Annotated in this window: 11 protein-coding genes and 1 pseudogene; all 12 read right to left on the bottom strand. The window is 73.0% G+C overall.

What is annotated here, in order from left to right:
* Positions 1 to 1431 (bottom strand): condensation domain-containing protein, encoded by a 1431-nt coding sequence (locus ABZX79_RS04210; protein WP_355251305.1) that lies wholly within the window; start codon positions 1429 to 1431, stop codon positions 1 to 3.
* Positions 1431 to 4787: an amino acid adenylation domain-containing protein gene (locus tag ABZX79_RS04205; protein WP_355251302.1), complete on the bottom strand. Its 3357-nt coding sequence runs from the start codon at positions 4785 to 4787 to the stop codon at positions 1431 to 1433. The genes ABZX79_RS04210 and ABZX79_RS04205 overlap by 1 nt, the downstream gene beginning before the upstream one ends.
* The gene (locus ABZX79_RS04200) at positions 4780 to 9066 is read right to left on the bottom strand and encodes an amino acid adenylation domain-containing protein (RefSeq protein ID WP_355251299.1); all 4287 of its coding nucleotides are present in this window, start codon (positions 9064 to 9066) and stop codon (positions 4780 to 4782) included. Before ABZX79_RS04200 ends, ABZX79_RS04205 begins: the two co-directional genes overlap by 8 nt.
* A 121-nt stretch (positions 9067 to 9187) precedes the next feature.
* Positions 9188 to 10486: an MFS transporter gene (locus tag ABZX79_RS04195; protein WP_355251296.1), complete on the bottom strand. Its 1299-nt coding sequence runs from the start codon at positions 10484 to 10486 to the stop codon at positions 9188 to 9190.
* A gap of 90 nt (positions 10487 to 10576) precedes the next feature.
* Positions 10577 to 11644 (bottom strand): winged helix DNA-binding domain-containing protein, encoded by a 1068-nt coding sequence (locus ABZX79_RS04190; RefSeq protein ID WP_355251293.1) that lies wholly within the window; start codon positions 11642 to 11644, stop codon positions 10577 to 10579.
* A 12-nt stretch (positions 11645 to 11656) separates the two neighbouring features.
* Positions 11657 to 12295, bottom strand: a complete 639-nt coding sequence (locus ABZX79_RS04185; protein ID WP_355251290.1) for a 4'-phosphopantetheinyl transferase superfamily protein — start codon at positions 12293 to 12295, stop codon at positions 11657 to 11659.
* Positions 12296 to 12312: 17 nt separating this feature from the next.
* Positions 12313 to 16266: an amino acid adenylation domain-containing protein gene (locus tag ABZX79_RS04180; RefSeq protein WP_355251287.1), complete on the bottom strand. Its 3954-nt coding sequence runs from the start codon at positions 16264 to 16266 to the stop codon at positions 12313 to 12315.
* Complete coding sequence (locus ABZX79_RS04175) at positions 16263 to 17489, bottom strand: cytochrome P450 (RefSeq protein ID WP_355251283.1); 1227 nt, start codon at positions 17487 to 17489, stop codon at positions 16263 to 16265. Before ABZX79_RS04175 ends, ABZX79_RS04180 begins: the two co-directional genes overlap by 4 nt.
* Before the next feature lies 1 nt (position 17490).
* Positions 17491 to 17691, bottom strand: a pseudogene (locus ABZX79_RS04170) (MbtH family NRPS accessory protein); the annotation flags it as partial.
* Positions 17692 to 17727: 36 nt separating this feature from the next.
* Complete coding sequence (locus ABZX79_RS04165) at positions 17728 to 18477, bottom strand: alpha/beta fold hydrolase (protein WP_355251280.1); 750 nt, start codon at positions 18475 to 18477, stop codon at positions 17728 to 17730.
* Between the two features lie 3 nt (positions 18478 to 18480).
* Positions 18481 to 20310, bottom strand: a complete 1830-nt coding sequence (locus tag ABZX79_RS04160) for a non-ribosomal peptide synthetase (protein ID WP_355251277.1) — start codon at positions 20308 to 20310, stop codon at positions 18481 to 18483.
* Entirely contained in the window at positions 20307 to 21881 is a 1575-nt protein-coding gene (locus ABZX79_RS04155) for an aldehyde dehydrogenase family protein (protein ID WP_355251274.1), read from the bottom strand. The genes ABZX79_RS04160 and ABZX79_RS04155 overlap by 4 nt, the downstream gene beginning before the upstream one ends.
* Positions 21882 to 21889 lie beyond the last annotated feature (8 nt).

Here is a 21889-nt window from a genome sequence, read left to right as displayed (position 1 = left end):
TCAGTGCCGGGTGATGGTCGGGGATGCGGGCGCGGCGACGGCCCGGTCCAGCACTTCTTCGATCCCGGTGAGCAGTTCGCGCACGTACGCGGGCGTGACCGCCCGGCGGTTGTACTCGGCGGTGCCCGTGATCTCGCCGTCGCGTTCGACCAGGCCGACGCAGGCCGTCGTGGCGGCGGGATCGGGGCTGTAGAGCTCCAGGTGGCGGGCGGGCGGGCCGGGCAGCTGGCTCACCTCGATCCCGGGCAGATCGAAGGGGACGGCCGGATAGTTGTGGAGGGCGAACAGGGTGTCGTACGGGGGCGGGCTGTCCTTGTCAAACAGCGCGTCCACCGGTAGCCGTTGATGGCTCAGCGCTTCGGCCACCGCCGCGCGGGTGCGGTGCAGCAGTTCCCGGAACGGCGGCTCTCCCGCGAGGTCGATCCGGATCGGCACGACGGTGGTGAACTGTCCGACCGCGCCCTCCAGCTCGCCGGTGAACCGGCCGGCGGCCGGTGTGCCGATTACCGAGGTGGTACGCCCGTCCCGCCGCGCCAGCACCACGGCCAGCGCGGCCAGCAGGGTCATGAACGGAGTCGCCCCCTGCGAGGCGCCCAGGGCGAGCCCCGCGTCGACGGGCCCGCGGGCCAGCCGGACCGGCAGGTACCCCCGCTCGAACCCGCCGACCGCCCGCCGCGCGGGCGGGTCACCGGCGAACACCGCCCGGCGGTGGGCCAGATCGGCGGCGCCGTCGGGACTGCCCAGCCAGCGGCGCTGCCAGCCGGCGTAGTCGGGGAACTGCAGGTCAGGTGGGGACAGGCGGCCCCCTCCGTCCCGGTAGCCCGCCGCGAGGTCGGTGAGGAACACCCCGGAGGACCAGCCGTCGAAGACCGCCAGATGTGAGGCGAGGACGAGTACGTGCTCGTCCGGGGAGAGCCGCAGCAGACGGAACCAGCTGGTGCGGCCGGAGTCCAGCCCCATGAGCGTGCCGGCGCTCTCGGTGATTTGCCGCGCGGTGCGCTCCTCGCGGTCCTGGCTCCCGTACGTGGACAGGTCGGTCTGTGTCAGCCGCAGGCAGGGCTCGCCGTCCACGGTCAGCACGAGCCCGTCGGGTCCGCCCGAATCGGTCAGCCGCGTCCGCAGTGCCTCGTGCCTGCGCAGTACGCCGGTCAGCGCGTCCCGGAGCCGGGCCGGGTCGAGGCGGCCTGTGAGCCGTACCGCGTGGGAGCCGGTGCCCATGCCCGGGTGGGTCCGTTCCCGGTTCCACAGCCGGGCCTGGAGGGCCGTGGCGGGGACCGGTCCCGCGCCGGAGCGCGGGACCGGTCGGGCGGGAACGGGCTGCCGGGCGGCCAGCAGCAGCCTGGCCAGTTCGCGTTTGTGCTCGGGCAGCGCGGCGAGCGCTCCGTCGAGCCGGGCCGCGCCGGACGGGCCGGAGGCCGTCGTGGCGGTCATCACGGGCCGTCCTGCGTCTGTAGGGAGCCGAGCAGTTCGGCGGCTTCCTCGTCGGTCATGTTCTCGATCTGCTCGAAGACCGCGAGCAGCCGGTCCTGCTCACCGGCTGCTTCCTCCTTCGCGTCGCGCACCAGGTCGGCGAGGCCGGCGACGGTCGGCCGGCTGAAGAAGTCGGCCAGGGCGATGTCGATGCCGAACAGGGCACGTACCCGGGAGACCACGACGGTGGCCTGGAGCGAGCTGCCGCCCAGGGCGAAGAAGTCGCCCTCGACATCGGGGCTCGGCCAGTCGAGCAGCGGAGTGAGGATGTCGCGGCAGATCTGCTCCTCGATCGCGTCGCGCGGAGCGGTACCGTCCCCGGTGGCCTGGTCGGCGGGCATCGGCAGCGCGGCGACGTCGACCTTGCCGTGCGGGGTGAGGGGCAGTTCCGGCAGGACGACGACGACCGGGACCATGTAGCCGGGCAGCCGGGCCGCCGCGTAGGAGCGCAGCCCCTCGGCGTCGGCGACCTCGGAGGCGTACGCCCCGACCTGCTCGACGGTGACATAGGCGGCGAGCATCCGGTCGCCGCCCGCGGCGGGCCGGGCGACGGCGACGGCCTGCTGCACGGAGGGGTGGCCGATGAGCACGGCCTCGACCTCGCCGGGCTCGATGCGGTGGCCGCGCAGCTTCAGCTGGCGGTCGGTGCGGCCGAGGAAGTCCAGGTTGCCGCCCGGCAGCCAGCGGACCAGGTCGCCCGTACGGTAAAGACGTTCGGTCTCCGGGCCGTCGGCGTACGGATTGCGGGTGAAGCGTTCGGCGGTGAGTTCCGGCCGGCCCAGGTAGCCACGCGCCACACCGGGCCCGGCGACGCACAGTTCGCCGGGTACGCCGGGCGGTACGGGGCGCAGCCGCTCGTCGAGGACGAACGCCTGGTGGCCGGGCATGGGGCGGCCGATCGGCGGGTTGCGGTCGTAACTGCCGGAGCAGTCCATCAAGGTGACCGCGACGGTGGCCTCGGTCGGGCCGTACCCGTTGACGAACCGGCGCTCCCCCGCCGTCCATTCGGCGACGAGCTTGCCGGGGAACGCCTCGCCGCCGACCGACACCAGCCGCAGCGCGGGGAGTCGGGCCTGGTCCAGCAGCGGCAGCAGGGCGGGCGGGAGTTCCGCCACGGTCACGGCGTCCTCCTGCATGCGGGTCTGGAGCAGGGCCGGGTCGCGGCGCTCGTCGTCGGTGGCGATGACGAGTTCGCCGCCGGCCAGCAGGGTGGTGAAGACCTCGAAGACCGAGACGTCGAAGGTGAGCGGGGCGAACTGGAGCACGCGGTCGGCCGCGCCGATCTCGTACGCCTTGGCGATGGTGCGGGAGAAGTGGGTGACCGACCGGTGTTCGATCATCACCCCCTTGGGGGTGCCGCTGCTGCCCGACGTGTAGAGGACGTACGCCAGGTCGCCGGGCGTCGACGTCGGGGCGAGGGACGGTACTTCGCGGACCGGCGCGGTGGAGCCGGCCTGCACGAGCTCCAGCGGTACGGGCAGCTCCGCGGCCTCGTCGACGAGGGCGTGGCGCACCTTGGCGTCGGCCAGTACGGTCTTCGTCCGCTCGGCGGGCGCGGCCGGGTCGACCGGGACGTAGTGGGCGCCCGCCTTGAGTATGCCGAGGAGGCCGGCGACGGCCGCCGGGCCGCGCCCCAGGCAGACGGCCACCGGGTCGCCGCGGCGGACCCCGCGGTCGCGCAGCCGGTGGGCGATGGCCTCCGACCAGCGGTCGAGTGCGGCGTAGTCGAGGCTTGTGCTGCCGTGCCGGACGGCAACGGCGTCCGGGTTGATGGTGGCGCGTTCGCGGAACGCGCGGTCCAGGGTGGTGGTCCAGGCCGCCTCGTCGACCGGTCCGCCCCGGGAGAGTTCACGGGCGTGCCGGGAGGCGGCGGGCTCCTCGACGAGGCTCAGCTCGCCGATGGGGAGGTCGGGGTTCTCGGCGACCTGTTCCAGGACCCGCTGGAAGGCGGCGAGCAGCGCCGCGGCGGTGCCGTGCCGGTAGAGGGAGGTGTTGTATTCGAGCGACAGCTCCAGGCCGTCGTTCTCGCCGACGAGGAAGCTCATGTCGAACTTGGCGGCTCCGTCGTGGAGCTGGTCCATGGCGAACTCGACCCCGGCGGCCTCGGCGTGGTGGGTGCCCCAGCGGCCGAGCGAGGTGAACTCGATCTGGAAGAGCGGGTGGCGCAGCGGGTCGCGGGCCGGGCGTACGGCCTCCACGACCTGCTCGAAGGGCAGCTCGCTGTTGGTGAAGGCGTCCATGACCGTGCTCGCGGTGCGGGCGACGAGCTCGCGGAAGGTGAGGCCGTCGGTGACCTCGGTCCGCAGGGTGATCATCTGGACGAAGCAGCCGATGACCCGTTCCAGGTCGGGGTGCGGGCGGGAGGCGCTGGCGGTGCCGACACACACGTCCTCGGTACGGGTCCAGTGCCGCAGCAGCGCGTTGAACGCGGCGAGCAGGGTCGTGAAGACGGTGGTGCTGCCGCTCCCGGCGATTTCGTTCAGCCGGTCGAGCAGAGCCTGGTCGAGGGTGATCTTGAGACCGCGGCCGTCGCCACGGGTCTCGGGGCTGCGCGGGTGGTCGGGCATGACCTCGGTTGCCTGGGCGCCGGCCAGGATCTGCCGCCACTTGGCGGCCAGTGCCCGGCCGTGCTCCTCGTTCTCCAGTTTGGCGCGCTGCCAGGCGGCGAAGTCTGCGTACTCGACGGCGAGTTCGGGGCACTCTGGGCGCCGTCCGGCAGCGACCGCGGTGTAGCAGGCGGTCAGCTCCTCGGTGAAGATCCGGGTCGAGCCCGGGTCCCACACCACGTGATGGACGACCCACAGCAGGACGTGCCGGTCGGCGGCCAGGCGCACGAGGTGGGCCCGTACGGGCGGGGCGGCGGCCAGGTCGAAGGGGGCGGCGGCGCAGGACGCGGTGAGTTCGCCGAGTTCGCGCTCGGGATCGTCGCTCCCGGACAGGTCGGTGCTCTGGACGCCGAGGACGAAGGAGGGGACGGGCTCTTGCCACGGCACTCCGTCGACCTCGACGAGCTTGCTGTGGAGCACCTGGTGGCGGGCCACCACGGCGTTCAGCGCCTCGTGCAGGGCGGCCCGGTCCAGGGGTCCGCCCAGCCGTATCGCCAGCGCTATGTTGTTGCGGGCCTTGCCCGCGCCCAGCCGGTCCACGAACCACATCTGTTCCTGCTGGAACGAGGAGCGGGAGCGCTGGCCGTGGTCGGTGCGCTTGAGTTCGACGCGGCGGCCGACGCCGGTGGTCATCTGGTTGCGCATCCGGCCCAGCAGCCGGGAGCGCTGCCCCTGGGGCAGCCGGCCGAGCCGTTCGGCGAGGTCAGACATGAGTTCCTCCGTTGCGGTGCAGGCCGGCCAGCAGCGCGGCGAGCCGGTCGGGCAGATGCTTGGCGAAGTAGTGGCGGCCGCCGGGGATCACGGCGAGGCGCAGGTCGGCGGCGTACCGGGCCCAGGCGCGGTGGCCCTGCTCATAGCCTTCGGTGGCGTCGTCGGCGTCGCCGATGACGCAGGTGAGCGGGGTGACCAGGGGCTGTTGATAGCCGTCGGGGGTGCGGGCGAAGAAGCGGGCGGCCTCGGTCATGTCGTGCCGGACCATGCGCAGTACGGCGGTGAGGTCGCTGTCGTCGAGGACGCCGTCGAAGCCGTCCATGGTGGTGAGGTAGGCGACGAGGTCGTCGTCGCTGGAGACGCGTTCCATCTCCAGCGCGTACGCGGGGTCGTCCTCGGGGAGCGCCGCCGCCAGGTACAGGGCGACGGGCCGCTGTCCACCGCGTTCGAGTACGTGTGTGGTCTCGAGGGCGGTGACGACTCCGGCGCAGTGCCCGTACACGGCGTACGGCCCCTGGACGGTCCGGGCGATCTCCTGGGCCGCCAGCTCCGCGAACTCGGCCACCGGCAGCATCGGGCCGGGCCGCAGCGGATCGTGGCCCGGCGGTGAGACCGCCAGCAGCTCGATGTGCGGCGGAAGGTGGGCGGCGAGCGGCTGGTAGGCGATGGCGTCGCCGCCGCCGTGCGGGAAGCACACCAGGGTGAGGGTGGTGGTGCCGGCGGGCCGTTCGGGGGTGAGCCGGTGCAGCAGCCGGTGCGTGGCCGTCCCGTGGCCGGCGAGTTCGGCGGTACGGGCGGCGAGTCCGGCGGGGGTCGGGTTGCTGAAGAGGTCGACGACCCTGAGCTCGGCCGCGCCGAGCGCGGCGGCGACGGCGCGTACGGCACGTACAGCGGCGAACGAGTCCCCGCCGAGGGCGAAGAAGTCGTCGTCGGGTCCCACGCCCGGCACGCCGAGCACCTCGGCCCAGACGGCGGCGATGCGCTCCGCGGTCAAGCCGCGCGCGTCGGCGACGTCGGACACCGCGTGGGCGGCGCCCCCGGCGAGCGCGGCGGGCCCGGCCCATCCCGCGATCTCCTCGGATCCCACGGTCCCACCGAACCGGGCGGCGGACCCGGCAGGCGCCACGGCCCCGTCGTAGCCAGCGGACCCAGCAGGGCCTGCGGCTGCGGTATGCCCGGCGGGCCCCGCGCCGAACGCGGAGGGCCCCGCGGCCCCGGCAGGCGCGACCGGCGTGACGGAGCCGGTGGGGGCCGCGCGCCGGGGGGCCGGCAGGGCGTTGCGGTCCACCTTGCCGTTGGGGCTGAGCGGCAGCCGCTGAAGTACGACGAGTTCGGCGGGCACGCAGTGCGGGGGCAGTCGGGAGCCGAGCGCGGTCCGCAGCGCCGCCGTGTCGAGGTCCGTGCCGTCCTGCGGCACGACGTACCCGACGAGCCGCGCCGAGCCGGCCGACTGCCGGGCGACGACCAGGGCTTCGCGCACTCCGGGCCGGTCACGCAGCGCGCTCTCCACCTCGCCCGGTTCGATGCGCAGGCCGTTGAGCTTGATCCGGAAGTCGGTGCGGCCGAGGAGTTCGATCGACCCGTCCGCGCGGTAGCGGGCCAGGTCGCCGGTGCGGTACAGCCGTTCGGCGTGCCCGGGCTCCAGTTCGACGTGAACGAACTTCTCGTCGGTCAGCTCCGCCCGGCCGAGATAGCCCCGGGCCAGGCCGACACCACCGAGGTGCAGTTCGCCGGGGACGCCGACGGGGACGAGCCGGTCGTGCGGATCGAGGATGTACGTGAGCTGGTTGGCCATCGGCCGCCCGTACGGCAGCTTCGTCCACGCGGGGTCCACCCGGCCGACCGGGAACTCCACGGAGTGGATGGACGCCTCGGTCGCCCCGCCGAGCGCCACGAACCGGAGGTCCGGGGCGAAGGCACGGATGCGGTCCGGCTGGGCGACGGGGATCCAGTCACCGCCGAGGAAGGCCGTCCGCAGGCGGGGCAGCCGGGGCCCCGACGCGAACTCGAGCTGGTCGACGAGGAGGTCGAGCAGGGCGGGCGCGGAGTTCCACACGCTCACGCCGTGCCGCTCGATCAGGTCGGCCCAGTGGGCGGGGTCCTTCGCGGCGACCGGGTCGGGAAGGACCAGGGTGCCGCCTGCCGCGAGCATGCCCAGCGTCTCGTACACGCTCATGTCGAAACTCGGCGAGGAGAGCGCGAGCACCGCGTCACCCGGGCCGATCCCGTACGAACGGTTCAGGTCCAGGAGGTTGTTGACCACGCCCCGGTGTTCCAGGGCGATGCCCTTGGGGGTGCCGGTGGAGCCCGAGGTGAAGATGACGTACGCCAGATCACGGGAGGTGACCGGGACTTCGGGCCGGGTCGTCGGCAGGTCCGCGAGGGCGGGCAGGTCGGTGTCGAGCAGCACCCGGGTGGTGGCGGGGCCGACGGGCAGGCGGCCGATCAGCTCGGAGTCGGAGACGACGATCGGCGGCGCGGCGTCGCGCAGCAGCAGCGCGAGGCGCTCGGCCGGGTAGTCCGGGTCGAGCGGTACGTACGCCCCGCCCGCCTTGAGCACGGCGAGGATCGCGGTGACCAGACCGGGGCCCCGGCGCAGGCACAGCGCGACGGTGCGGTCCGGGCCGGCGCCCGCCTCGACGAGGCGGTGGGCGAGCCGGTTGGCGCGCTCCTCCAGCTCCCGGTAGGTGACGGCCCAGCCGCCGAGTCCGCCGCAGACTATGGCCGGAGCGTCGGGGCGCCGGTCGGCGTGCTGCTCGAAGAGGTGGTGGAGGCAGGCGTCCTGGGGGAAGGGGGCGCGGGTGGCGTTCCAGTCGTGGAGCGCGGCGCGGCGCTCGGCGTCGGTGAGCAGCGGCAGGGCGGACAGCGGGGTGTCCGGCCGGGCCATGGCGCCTTCGAGGGTGGTGAGGAAGTGGCCGAGCAGGCGGTCGACGGTGGAGGCGTCGAAGAGGTCCGTGGGGTACTCCACCAGGGCCCGTACGGCGGTACCGGTGTCGTGGACACTGATCATGAGGTCGTACTTGGTGGCCCGCGAGGAGAAGTCGATGGGCTGCGTGCCGAGTCCGGCCAGCCCGGGCGCGGTGTCCGGGGTCTCGTCCAGGAGGAACACCACCGAGGTCAGCGGCGGCCGGCTGGGGTCCCGTGGCAGCCCGAGCGTGTCGACGATCAGGTCGAAGGGCAGTTCCTGGTGGGCGTACGCCTGAAGGGTGGTCCGGCGGGTGGCGCGGACCAGCTCGGCGAAGCCGGGGTCGCCGCCGGTCCTGATGCGCAGCGGCAGGGTGTTGACGAAGAAGCCGATGAGCTCGCTGAACGCCGGGTGGTCGCGGCCGGAGACGGACGTGCCGACGACGATGTCGTCCTGCCCGGTCCAGCGGCGCAGGGTGGCGGCGAAGCCGGCCAGCATCGTCATGTAGAGCGTGGCGCCCTCCGACTTGCCGAACTCCCGCAGCCGGCCGATGAGTTCCGGCGGAAGGTCGATGTAGCGGGACGCGCCGGCGTGACCGAAGACGGGCGGCCGGGGACGGTCGGTGGGCAGGTCCACCGGTCCGGCGCCGCCCAGCTCCTCCCGCCAGAAGGAGATGAGTTTCTCCAGCCGGCCGCCGCTGATGCGCCCCCGCTGCCAGGCGGCGAAGTCGGCGTACTGGAGGGCGAGGTGAGGCAACCGTTCGGCGTCGGCTCCGACCCGTGCGGCGTAAGCGCGCTCCAGTTCGAGGTAGAGCAGCCGCATCGACCAGCCGTCGGTCACGATGTGGTGCAGGTTGAGGACCAGGACGTGGTCGTCGGCGGCCAGTCGCCCGAGGGAGGCGCGCAGCGGTACGGCGCCGGCCAAGTCGAAGGGCGCGGCCGCGTCGGCGGCGTAGAAGGGTCCGACGGCCGCCTCGTCGGGCAGTTCGGTGACCGGGAGCGGCAGCCGGAAGCCCTCCAGCACGCGGGGCACGGCCTCGGCGGCGCCCTCCTGGTCGGTGTAGACCGTACGCAGCACCTCGTGCCGGTCCACGACCTCCTGGAGCGCCGCGTGCAGCGCCGGCACGTCGAGCGGGCCGCGGATGCGGGTGGCCACCGGCACGTTGTAGGCGGGACTGCCGGGCTGGAGCTGGTCGATGAACCACAGCCGCCGCTGGGCGAAGGAGAGCACCGCGGGATCGCCGGCGTCCCTGGGGGCCGGCTCGGGGTCCTCCCGCTCGGCGGCGCGCCCGCCGGCTCGGCCCGCGAGGGTCTGGAACAGTGCCCGGCGGGACTTGGGCAGTGCGGCTATGCGTTCGGCGAGGGACTCGCTCACCTTGAGCCTCCGTGCGTCTTCGGGAGAGGGATACAGTGAGGGGTGGAACCTTCGGTGCGGCGGTACGGGGTGAGTGGGCGCCGGTCGGCCGGCGCCCACTCCTCCGCGTGTCGGGACACCCCTAGGCGATGATCTTGGCGCCGTCGGAGCGCTCGCCCGCGGCGGTGTCCGCCGCGGCGGCACCGTCCTCGGGTGCGTCGCCGCCCGGCATCTCCTTGATCTTGGCCACCGGGCCGGTCAGCAGCGTCAGACCACCGATGATGGTGATCGCTCCGGCCACCGCGAGACCGCCGGTGAGGCCGATCGTCTCGCCGAGCGCGCCGCCCGCGAAGTAGCCGAGGGACAGGGCGCCGTACACGGCGGACAGCGCGGTGCCGCTGACGCGTCCCATCTGTTCGTTCGGAGTGACACCCTGCACCAGGCTCAGTACGTGGATGTCGAACATCGGGGAGACGAAACCGATGACGGCCTGGACCACGATGAGTCCGACGAAGCCGGCGACCGCGCCGCCCGTCGGCACCAGGATGTAGCCCGCGCCGAGAACGACGGCGGTCAGCACCAGCGTGCGGCCGAGGCTGAGCACCTTGGTGACCTGCTCGGACAGCACCGCGCCGACGATCACGAAGACCGACATCACGGCGAAGGCCGCACCGACCTGGCCGGGGCTCAGGTGCAGTGTCTTGTACGCGTACACGATGAGCAGCGCGTCACCCATCGCAGCACCGAGGTTGACCACGACGTTGGCGGTGAACAGGCCGCGCAGGACCGGATTGCCGAAGAGGGTGCGCATGCCCTCCCGCAGCTCGGCCTTGGCCGAGGCCTTCTTCTCCTCGGTGCGCTCCCGGGTGTCCCGGTGCCGGATGACCAGCAGCGCGACCAGCGAGACCAGGAAGGTGAACGCGTCCATCGTGATCGCGCGCGCGGCACCGAGTGTCTGGATCAGGGCGCCGCCGGCGCCGGCGCCGACGGCTTCGGCGACGCTGCGGCTGATCTGGAGTTTGGTGTTGCCCTCGATGAGGTTCTCGGTGCCGATGAGCTGCGGCAGCCAGGACTGGTAGGACACCTCGAAGAAGGTGGTGAGGCAGCCGGTGACAGCGGCCACGATGTAGACGTGGGTCATGCTGACGGAGTCGAGGGCGAACGCCAGCGGGATCGTGCCCAGAGCCACGAAGCGGCCGAGGTCGGCCACGATCATGACAGTACGGCGCGAGACCCGGTCCGCCACGAGACCCGCGATGGGGGCCAGCAGCAGGAAGGGGAGGAAGCGCAGCGCGCCGAGCACGCCGACTTCGAACGCTCCCCCGTCGAGAAACACGACCGCGAGTGTCGGAAGCGCGAGCAGCGAGATCTTGTCGCCGAAGTTGCTGACGGTCTGCCCGAACCAAAGGCGATTGAAATCGGAATGCCGACCGAGTGCCATGTCGACGCCCTTTTCTGATAGGGGACGGAATTGTCGGACGACATGAAAACTATGTGGCGGCAGTTATCGCCCGGTTACGAATCCGGGGGGCTATAGCCCTGTTGTAGACAACGTATGAGAAGCGCCGTAGAAGCGTGCGACGTCCGCGCTCTCCCGGGCGATGCCCGTGGCGACGGCGGCGGCCGGCGGCGCGGTGCCGGGGAAGGGGTCGACCGTGAGGCCCTGCCCGCGCCGGCCGCCCGACCAGGTACCGACGGCCCGTCCGTCGACCATCACGGTGGGCCGGATCTGCCCGCCGCCCGGCCACACGCGGCGCTCGTGCTCCGTCGGCACGGACAATTCCCTGCTGCGGTAACCGACCAGGTAATTGTCGTACGCCGGCAGCAGCCGCACATCGGGTTCCCCGCCGGCGCCGGCAGGGAGACCGGGGCACTCGATGTCCCGTACGGCGTCCCAGGCGCTCTTGCAGGTCCCCGTTTTCAGCCCGGACCAGTGGATGAAGTCCTCGACAGTGGCGGGTCCGTAGGCCCTGCGGTACCGCCGGGCGAGTTCGGCTGCCGCTGCCGTCCCGGTGAACGGAACGGGGCCGTCCGCGGGCAGCCAGTCGTCGAGCAGGACGAAGGTTGCCTCCCCGTCGCGCTGCGGGCCGTGGCAGATCCGGCCGGCCAGCGCCGTACGGCGGATCAGGTGGAAGGCGGACTGTCCCTTGGCCTCCACACCGAGGGTGGTGAGCAGGCCGGTGATCCGGGCGCGCGTCAGGGGCCCCTCGGCGCCGATGGCGTCGGTGATCAGTCGCTCGGCACGCGCGCACAGCGCCTCGTCGAGCCCGAGTTCCCGCAGCCGGCGGGCGGCCGCCGCGAGAAAGACCGGGCCGAACAGGGCGAGCAGCCAGCGCGCGTCGGCCGCCGGCACCAGCTGGAGGGTTCCGCGCATGAACCAGCCGCGGACAGCGACCCGTTCCACGTCGGTGGCCCGGTGCACATCAGCGGCGGTGAGACCGCGCGCCCGGGCCCGCAGCCCGAGCGCCGCGGCGGTGAGGTCCTGTGCCTGTACGGCGAGCACGCGGTCCAGGACCGCGGCCACCGTCGGCTCCCGGACCCCGCCGCCGATCGCCTGTGCGCGCGCCCTGAGCAGCCGGTCGGTGTTTCGTTGTTCCACGGTTTCACTCTCTCACTGTGCACCGCGGCCGAGCAGCCGCAGTTGTACGTGTTCTCGGGCCGCCACACATCCGACGGCCCCCTCGGCGCCCCGGTCCTGGAACGTCCAGCCCCGCCACCGGGGCGGATCCTGCCCGTACACCGGAAGGCCGGGGCGGACCGGCTCGTCGAGCGTGGCCGCCCCGACCTTGACCAGGGATTCCCTGCGCACCCACTGGCGCAGGAACGCGCGTCCTGGGGTGGCGTGGGCCCGCAGCGCGGCCAGTTCCCGCTCGCCACAGACGCGTTGGGCCAGCCGCCAGTCCAGCTCCGCGCCGTCGTCCTTCTCGACGTCGACGCCCACCGGGCCGTGGGCCGCGACGGCCGCGACCCAGCCCGGGGCGTGCGAGAGGCTCACCCCGAGGGCAGGCGCCTCGACGAGCCCCGGACGGCCGTGCGGCCGGTCGCACTCGCCGCAGCTCTGCACGACGGTGAGGCTGTGCGCCGGGCGGCCGAGAAGCCGCCCGGCGCACAGCCGGACCAGGGCGTGGGCGGCCAGGAAGTCGTCCCGGTCGCCCGCCGACCGCAGGGCGTCGGCCCGCGCCAGCTCGGTACGGGTCAGCAGCGCCCGTACCTCCCCGACGCCGGCCAGTACGGCGGCGGTCGGCCCCATGAGCGCGATTCCGCCCATCAGCGCCTGCGGCGCAGCACTGCGTAGTAGCCGGGCAGCCGCAGGGCGTCGGAGTCCGACTGCGGGTCGATGGCGTGCAGTTCGATCGCCTCGTCGTCGACGACCTCCCATTGCGCCTCAGGGAACGCCTCGGTCAGTTCGGGCCTGGTGAAGCGGTGCGAGTGCCGGACGCCGGCCGCCTCCAGCGGGCCGACCAGGTCCTCGGCCCGGCCGCGCTTGCCGCCGACGAAGCCGAGATAGCCGAAGGAGTTGCTGGAGTAGTCGGGCTCGTGCACGATCAGCACCCCCTCGGGTCCGAGCAGCCGGCCGGCGACGGTGGCGAGCCTTGCCCGGGCGGCGCTGTCGAGGACGTGGAAGACACCGCGGACGAAGATGTTGTACGGTCCCTCGCCCAGCGGCGCCGCCTGCCCGGCGTCGGTCATGTCGATCGCCAGGTACTCGACGTTGCCGAGGCCCGGAACGCCATCCGCCTCGCGCCTGGCATGTTCGACGGCGCTGACGGACACGTCGACGCCGACGACGCGCGGGTAGTGCGGGGCGAGTTCCCGGCTGTACCGGCCGTTGCCGCAGCCGAGGTCGATGACCGGGAGGCCGGGCTCGAAGTGCCGTTCGGCCTGACCGAGCAGCCAGTGGAACTCCTCGCCGCTGTCGGCGTCCCAGATGACGTCGCCGCCGCGGCCGGTCCGCTCGATGCCGGCCCAGTAGCGCTCCCAGGCGTCGCCCGTGTCGCGCTCCTCGGCGCCCGGACCGCCGGAGGCGGCCGGCTCGTCACCGGGCGGCGGCGAGAAGCGGTCCCAGATCTCCGCCTCGCCGAGCGCGCCGAGCAGCGACACGAAGTCCCCGAACATCGCGTCGATGAGGCCGTCGGGGTAGACGGCGGGCAGGAAGTCCCAGTTGAAGGTCAGCCCGTCCGGCTTCTCGAAGACCTGGAAGTCGAGGGAGACCTGCGGCGTCTGGGAGATGCCGTACACCGGTACGCCCAGCTCTGTCTCCTCGTACTGCGGCGGGTGTCCGGCCAGGCTCGTCATCACGACGGGCATGGCCGGCGCCAGGGAGCCCCGCAGCTTCGTCAGTTCGCGCAGCACCTGCACACCGCTGAAGTACCGGTGCTCCAGGTCGGCCCACAGCCGGCGCTGGATCGCCTGGGCGCGCCCGGCGAAGGTGGTGTCCCGCTGTTCGACGGCGAGCAGCAGCGTGGTGGTCGTGTCCGCGAGCAGCCCGTTGACCTGCGGGTGCAGCGGCAGCCGGTTGAAGAGGGGGAAGTTGATGGTGAACCTGGCCTGCTCGGCGGCCCTGCCGAGGATTTCGGCGTAGGCGGCGGCCAGCACCCCGGAGGGGGTCACCTCGCGGGCGTTCGCCCGCTCCTGGATCCGCGTCCAGAGGGCCGGGTCGACGACGTGACTGCGCCGCTCGAACCGGACCGGCAGTTCCGGCGCGCCCACCGGACGCCCGGGCAGCTCGGGGGCGGGCGGCAGGGTGGCGAGGCGGTCGCGCCAGTACCACTCGGAACGGCGGTACAGCTCGCTGTCGCGCAGCGAGTTCCCGACGGCGAGCACGTAGTCGCGGAAGGTCAGCTCCAGCGGCGCGGGGTCGGAGTCCGGCTCCGTGTAGAAGGTGACGAGGTCCGGGATGAGGACCTGGAAGTAGCTCCAGGCGTCGGCGACCAGGAAGTCCAGCGACAGGTGGATCCGGGCCCGGCCGCCGCCGAGCAGGCTGATCCGTACGTCGAACAGCGGCCAGCTGTCCGCGTCGAGCACCTGGTGCGACAACTGCTCCCGCAGGGCGGCGAGTTCGGTGTCCCGTGTCTCGTCGTCGAGGCCGCCGAAGTCGGTGACCGGGATGTCGTACGCCGGGATCTCCTCGTACACCTGCTGCGTTCCGTCGGGCAGGATGCGGGTGCGCAGTGCGTCGTGACGCTCGACGAGCCGTCGCCAGGCACCTTCGAAGCGGGGTACGTCGAGTCGCTCGCTCTCCCACTCGAAGTACCCGTGACAGCCGACGTTGCCCAGTTCCACGAGTCCGCCGCGCCCGATCCACAGGGCCTGCTGGCTCTCGGTGAGCGGGAACGGCTCGAAGCGACGGGCGGGATCCGGGACGATGGCCGGAAGACCGCCGAACTCGCCCCTTCCGCCGACGCGTTCGGTGGTGATGAGGGTGGCGAGTTCGGCGACGGTCGGGCGGGTGGACAGGTCGGAGAGGCTTAGCTCGACGGCGTACCGGCGGCGGATCTCGTCGATCAGCTGGAAGGCCAGCAGGGAGTGGCCGCCCAGCTCGAAGAAGTTGTCGTGGATGCCGATGCCGCCGGTACGGAACGCGTCGGCCCACAGGCGGACGAGTCCGTCCTCGACCTCGTCGCGCGGGGCCTCGTACCCGGCGCTGACACCCTCGCGGGTCTCCGGGGGCTCGGGCAGCCGGCGCCGGTCGACCTTGCCGTTGGGCAGCCGGGGCAGGGCGGGCAGGACGACGACGGTGCCGGGCACCATGTAGTAGGGCAGCGTACGGGCCACCTGTGCGCGCACCGTCCCGGAGTCCGGCTCGGCGCCGGCTTCCGGTGACACGTAGGCGATGAGCCGCTTGTCGTTGGGGCCGCGCTCCTGGGTGACGACGACGGCCTCGGCGACGCCGTCCAGCCGTGCCACGTGGTTCTCGACCTCGCCCAGCTCGACCCGGAAGCCGCGGATCTTCACCTGGGAGTCGGAGCGGCCGAGGAGTTCCACGGCGCCGTCGTCACGGCGGCGGGCCAGGTCCCCCGTGTCGTACAGCACCGGATGCGGGTCACCCTGGACCACGTTGCGGCGGAACTTCGCCGCGGTCAGCTCGGGCCTGCCGTGGTATCCGGCGGCGACTCCGGCGCCGGACACGTGCAGGCGACCGACCTCGCCGGGCGCGACTTCCTGGTCGTCGTCGTCCAGCAGGTGGACCCGGAAGTTGGCGATGGGCACACCGACCGGCACCTGCCGGGAGGCGCGGATCTCCTCGGGTGTGGCCTGGCTGGTGAAGTCGACGCCGGCGCCGAGGTCGAGGCAGGACAGCACGTTGGTGGTCTCGGTCGTGCCGTACGTCATCACCACACGGAACGGCGTGTCGGTGGGCGGCCAGCTGTGCACCCGTTCGGCCGTGGTCACCAGGATCCGCAGCGCGCTCGCGGCCGGCCAGTCGAGGCCCCACACCGGCTCGGCGAGCGCGGCGACGAGCATGGTGTGCGTGATCCGCTCCCGGACGAGCCAGTCGCGGATCTGCTCCGGGGTCTGCGCCTGCCCGGCCTCCGGGATGTGGATCGCGGCGCCCGTCGGCAGATAGGGCAGCCACTCCATGATCTGTACGGCGAATCCCGGTGTCGACATCCACGAGGCGCGGTCGCCCGCCCGGACCCCGTATGCGCGCTCGGTCCAGTGCACCAGGTTGGTGAGTGCGCCGTGGCGCTCCAGTACGGCCTTGGGGGTGCCCGTGGAACCGGAGGTGTAGATGAGGTGGCTGACGGTGTCCGGGCCGGTGCGGACCCCGGTGGGTGCCTCGGACTGGCCGCGGCCCGCCGTGGCGACCTCCGCCCGCACCACGCCCCCGGGTATCCGCGCGCCGAGTTCGGCGGGGGTGAGGACCAGCAGCGGCCCGGCGTCGCCGATCATCGCGGCGAGCCGGTCGTCGGGGTTGACGGGGTCGAGGGCGACGATGGCGGCGCCCGTCTTGAGGATCGCGAGCGAGCCGATGACGTAGTCGGCGCTGCGCGGATAGCACAGCCCGATCCGCTCGCCGGGTCCCGCGCCGTGGGCGATCAGCGCGTGCGCCAGGCGGTTGGTGGCGGCCTCGAGTTCCGCGTACGTCCAGGACCGGTCGCCCTGTACGAGGGCGGGGGCCCGCGGGGTGCGGGCCGCCTGCCGGGCGAACAGCTCCGGGTATCCGGTGGCGGGGAAAGTGGTGTCCGTACGGTTGAAGTCGACGAGTGCGGTGGTCACAGCGCGGCCCTTTCTGCTTCTGCGAAGGCTCGGCTGCGCAGCAGCCGCACCGGGAGACTCTTGATCCCCCACGTGAAGTTGGACGAGTTGAAAACGGCCGGACCGGTGAGTTCGAAACCGTCCAGCACGGCGAGCATCTCGGTCAGCAGGGCGCCGAGTTCGAAACGGGCGAGCCGGGCGCCCAGGCAGAGATGGCGTCCGTGGCCGAAGGCGACGTGCCGGTTGGGGCGGCGGTCGACCCGGAAGCTGTGCGGGTCGGTGAAGACGTCCTCGTCGCGGTTGGCCGAGACGTTCCACAGGGTCACCCGGTCGCCTTTCGCGACAGGGACACCGTTGATCTCGGTGTCGCGCACGGCGGTACGCAGCGCGTGCACACCGGGGGTGGTCCAGCGCAGGATCTCCTCGACCGCCGGGGAGATGCCGTCGGGGCCCATGCGGCGCAACAGCTCCCACTGATCCGGGTGCTCGGCGAACATGTGGACCGCGCCGGCGGCGGAGTAGCGGGTGGTCTCATTGGCGCCGGAGAGCACGCCGTTGAGGTTGAACACGATCTCCTCGTCGCTGAGCGGGCGTTCGGTTCCGTCGCCGTCGTCGACGAGCGTGTCGTGGGCGATCTGGCTGATCAGGTCGTCCCCGGGCACGGCCCGGCGTTCGCCGAGCAGTTCGATGAAGTAGAGGAAGATTTCCGAGTGCGCACTGCTGCGTACCGTCTCGTCCGGGGAGTCGAAGGCATCCGTGGTGAGAGCGCCGATCCAGGCCCAGTCGGCCCTCGGAATGCCCATCATCGCGCAGACCACACGGTTGGGCAGCTGCTTGGCGAGGTCGATGAAGTCGAGCTCGTCGCGCTCGGCTGCCTCGGTCACCAGCTCACCGACGACCATCTCGACCAGGGCCTCAAGACGGGGCATCTGCTGCGGCCCGAAAGCCTGGTACAGCGCCCGTTTGAGACGGGTGTGGTGGGGCGCGTCGGAGACGATCAGCATGCGCTGCGTCACGGCGGCGACGGCGGCCGGGTCACTGCCCAGCCGCATGCCCTCCCCCGAACTGAAGGTGTCGCTGTCCGCGTAGACCTTCACGATGTCGCGGTGCTTGCTGAGCACCCAGAAACCGTCGCCGCCCGGTTCGGGATGCCAGTGGACGGGGTCGTTGGCGCGCAGCCAGGTGAAGGCGGACCAGAAGTCGTTGCGGCCGAAGGGGGCCGGGTCGAGCAGATCGATCCGCATGTCAGGCTCCCCGGCCGGCCGCGGCGGCGCGCACGCTCAGCGGGCGGGTGTCGCTCCAGTGCGCGTCCACATGGGCGGCGCACTCGTCCTCGGTGCCGGTGAAGCCGGCCGGCGTCCAGCCGTCGGGCAGATCGCGCGCGGCCGGGAAAAGCGCGTACTGCTCCTCGTGGTTGACCAGGACCTGATAGGTGGTGGGCACGGTGTCCTCCGGGCTCGGGCGGGTGGTTCGGGCCGGGCTTCAGGAAGTGCGGGAGAGCAGGGCGTCGTCGCCCCTGAGTAGTCCGGCCAGGTGCGCCAGTACGGGTTCGGGGCGTCGCAGTACGGCGTGGTGGCCGCCCGCGGTGCGGTGGCGGTGGAATCCGGCCGTGGTCACGGTTGCCCAGTCGTCCAGCTCCCCGGACGTGACGGTCTCGTCGCCGTCGGCGCCCCAGGCGTGCACGGGGACGTCGAAGCGGGCGCCGGGCTCGTGGACGTAACTGAGCGAGAGCTGGGCGTCCTTGCGGAGCATCTCGACCATCAGAGCCCGGGTGTCCTCGTCCAGGAAGGCGGGGTCGAGTCCGGCGGTGTCGAAGAGCTTGTCCAGCTCACCGTCGTCGTCCACGATGCCCCGGCCCGCGCCGTCCCAGTACCAGGGCGCCCGGCAGGCGCTCACCACCAGGGCCCTCGGCGTGACCCTGCGGGCCAGCTCGTAGCCGAGCAGCCCGCCGAAGCTGTGGCCGAAGACGACCAGCCGCCGGCCGGGGCCGACGGTGCGGGCCACTGCGTCCGCGATCGCCTCGACGGCCTCGGCGAAGGTGTCCGGCATGGGCTCGCGCCAGCGGTTCTCCCGGCCCGGCAGTTGCACTCCGTACACCTGGGCGATACCGGCCAGCGCCGGCTGCCAGGCGCGGAACTGCTGGCAGCCGGCGCCCGCCGGGGGCAGGCAGAGCAGCGCGGGCAGGGCGGTGTCCTCGGGGCCGCCCGGCCAGGTGGAGATCCAGTTGCCCATGGGTCAGGCTCCTTCGGCGGCGGGCGCGGACGCGTCCGCCGAGGCGAGGCGGTCGAGTTCGGCGGCGAGGTCCGACACCGTCGGGCGGGCCAGGAGCTTGCCGAGGGTCAGCCGCAGGCCGGTGCGGCGGCGCAGTTCCGCCACCGCCCGGGCGGCGGCGAGGGAGTGGCCGCCCAGCTCGAAGAAGTCGGCCTGCGGGCCGGGTACTTCGAGCTCCAGCACCTCGGCCCACACGGCCATCACCTCCCGCTCACGCACGGTGGCGCCGGCCGTCGGGACGGGCTGTTCCCCGGTGGAGGTCAGTTCGCGGGCGAGTGCCTCCCGGTCGGCCTTGCCGGTTGTCAGCGTCGGCACCCGGCCGAGTACCCGCACCACAGCCGGGACGGCCGCCTCCGGCAGCAGCTTGCGGCAGCGGTCCGTGACACGGCCGGCCAGCGTCACCGGATCGGTTCCCGGGGCGGCCACCACGGCGAGGCCCAGCGTCTGCCCGGACGACAGCGGGCAGCAGGCCGCGGCGACCACCTCGGGCAGCTCGGCGGCGATGCGCTCCACCTCACCCAGTTCGATGCGGTGACCGCGGATCTTCACCTGGTCGTCGCGGCGCCCCCGGTACTCCAGTTCGCCGCCGGCGCGCCGCACCACCAGGTCGCCCGTACGGTACATCCGGGTTCCGCCGCCCTGGAACGGGTCCGGCAGGAAGCGGGAGGCGGTCAGCCCGGGCCTTCGGCGGTAGCCCCGGGCGACGGCGGGGCCGCCGAGGTACAGCTCCCCCTCGGATCCCTGGGGCACCGGCCGCAGTTCGTCGTCCAGTACGTACGCCCGGTAGTCGGGCAGTGGCCGTCCGATGGCGCTCACATCGTCACCCCGCTCGCTGTCGGCCCAGGTCGCCGCGATGGTCACTTCCGTCGGCCCGTACACATTGAGCAGCCGCCGGCCCCGCGCGAACCGCTCGGCGAGCGCGGCCGGGCAGGCCTCTCCGGCCACCACGACGACCTCGGCGGAATCGAGTCGGTCCCCGTGCGCGGCCAGGAGGGACGGCGTGAGGCAGGCCGTGCGCAGTCCGGCGGGCAGCGCCTCACGGCCCTCGGCGACGGCGTCACGCAGTCCGGCGAGCGACAGGTCGACCAGTGCGACACCCTGGCCGTGCACGAGGTAGAGCAGCGTGCACCACAGCCAGCCGTCGAACGCGGGTGAGACGGCGTTGAGTCCGAGTCCGCCGGGGGTCAGCCCGAGTCCGGCCAGCGCGCCGGTGAAGGTGTCCAGCAGGCCGCGGTAGGTGACCTCGACTCCCTTGGGGCGGCCGGTGGTTCCGGAGGTGTAGATGACGTAGGCGCAGGTGCCGGGGCCGGGCACGGTCACCGCGAGCGCTCCGTCGGCACAGTGGCCCCGTGCCGGGTGCAGGGTGCGGATCCCGGTGAGGTCGAGCCCGTCGGGTACGTCCGCGGCCACGAGTACGGAGACTTCGGCGTCCCGCAGCACGTGCCCGAGCCGCTCGACGGGATGCCCGGCGTCCAGCGGCACGGCGGTGGCACCCAGACTCCAGACGGCGAGGAGAGCGGGCACACTCTCCCGGGACCGGCCCAGCAGCAGTCCGACGGCGGTTTCGGGGCCGGCGCCGCCGTCGGCGAGCGCGGCTGCGATCCCGGCGGTACGGGCGGTGAGCTCCGCCCAGGTGAGGGCACCGTCGGCCGCGCTGACGGCGGTCTCGTCCGGGCGCTCGCGGGTCCACCGGTCGAGGGCCGCGAACAGGGGCGAAAGCGCGCCCCGTCCGCCGGCCGGCGCTCCGGGGCCCATGCTGGGTGCGGACGCGGGTGCGGTGTGCGGGGCGGTCATGCCTCGTTCCTCTCCGTCGCCGAGGGCCCGGTGGGGGCGGTAGCCCGCAGCCGGGGACCGACCACCTGCCCGCCACAACCCTGCGGCAGCTGCATGGACTTGGTCTCCAGGAACGCCGCCAGGCCGGCGGTCCCGCACTCGCGGCCGATCCCGGACTGCTTGAACCCGCCGAACGGCGCGGCCGGGTTGAACTGCCCGCCGTTCACGTCGACCAGACCGGTGCGGAACCGGCGCGCGATCCGCACGGCACGGGCGTCGCTGCCCGACCAGACCGCGCCGTGGAGGCCGTAGCGGGTCCCGTTGACGATCCGCAGTGCGTCGTCCTCGTCGTCGTACGGCATGACGCACAGCACCGGGCCGAAGATCTCCTCCTGGGCGATCGTCGTCAGCGGGTCCACGTCGGCGAAGATCGTGGGCCGGACGTAGTAGCCGGTCTCCAGTCCCGCCGGGCGCTCGGGGCCGCCGCGTACAAGGCGGGCACCGCCCTCCGTAGCGCCACGCCGGATGTAGCCGGTCACGCGGTCGTGGGCGGCCGCCGACACCAGCGGTCCGAGGTCGGTCGCCGGGTCGCGCGGGTCGCCGGTCACATACCCGTCCATCGCGTCGCCGGCGATGCGTATCGCCTCCTCCTGGCGGCCGCGGGGTATCAGCAGCCGGCTCCACTGGAGGCAGGTCTGGCCGGAGTTGAAGAGCATCTGGTCGACGGTGGCGCGTACCGCCGCGTCCAGGTCGGCATCGTCCAGGACCAGGCTGGCGTTCTTGCCGCCCAGCTCCAGATGGACGCGCTTGACGCCGTCGGCGGCCAGCGCGGACACCTCGCGGCCGGCCCGGGTGGAGCCGGTCAGCGAGACCACGTCGACCAGCGGGTGGGTGACGAGGGAGGCGCCGACCGCGCCGCCGGTGCCGACCACCATGTTGAAGACGCCGGGCGGCAGATCGGCCTCGGCCATCACCTCGGCGAGCAGCCGGGCGTGCAGCGGGGTGATCTCGCTGGGCTTGTGCACGACGGTGCAACCCGCCGCCAGCGCGGGGAGGATCTTCTGCACGGTGAGCAGCAGCGGGGTGTTCCACGGGGTGATGCAGGCGGCGACCCCGGCGGGTTCGCGCACCACGAGCGAGTGGCCCACGCGCTCCTCGAAGGCGTAGGAGGCGGCGGTCTCGACGCAGTGGGCCGCCATGCCGATGGACAGTCCGACATGGGTCTGCCGCGCCATCCGGGCGGGCGCTCCGACCTCGGCGGTGATCACCTCGGCGAACCGTTCGGCCCGCCGCTCCATGCCTTCGACGACCCGGCGCAGGAGGGTGGCCCGTTCGCGTACGGGAGTGGACGCCCAGCCGGTGAAGGCCGCCGCGGCGGCGCGGGCCGCCACGTCGGCGTCCCGGGCGGTTCCGGCGGGCACGGTGGCCAGGGGCCGCTCGGTGTTCGGGTCGGTCACGACGAGGCGGGCGTCGGCGTCGGAGGCGGTCCAGCGGCCGCCGATCCACTGGTCGTCGTAACGGGGCGGCAAGGGGGCCACGTACGGCCCGGCCTGTGGTGCGCCGGAATCCTGCGGCATGGTCAGCACGGTCACGGTGGGGT

Source organism: Streptomyces sp. NPDC002994 (assembly GCF_040611155.1).
GTDB lineage: Bacteria > Actinomycetota > Actinomycetes > Streptomycetales > Streptomycetaceae > Streptomyces.
This window is presented reverse-complemented; position numbering and strand designations above follow the sequence as displayed.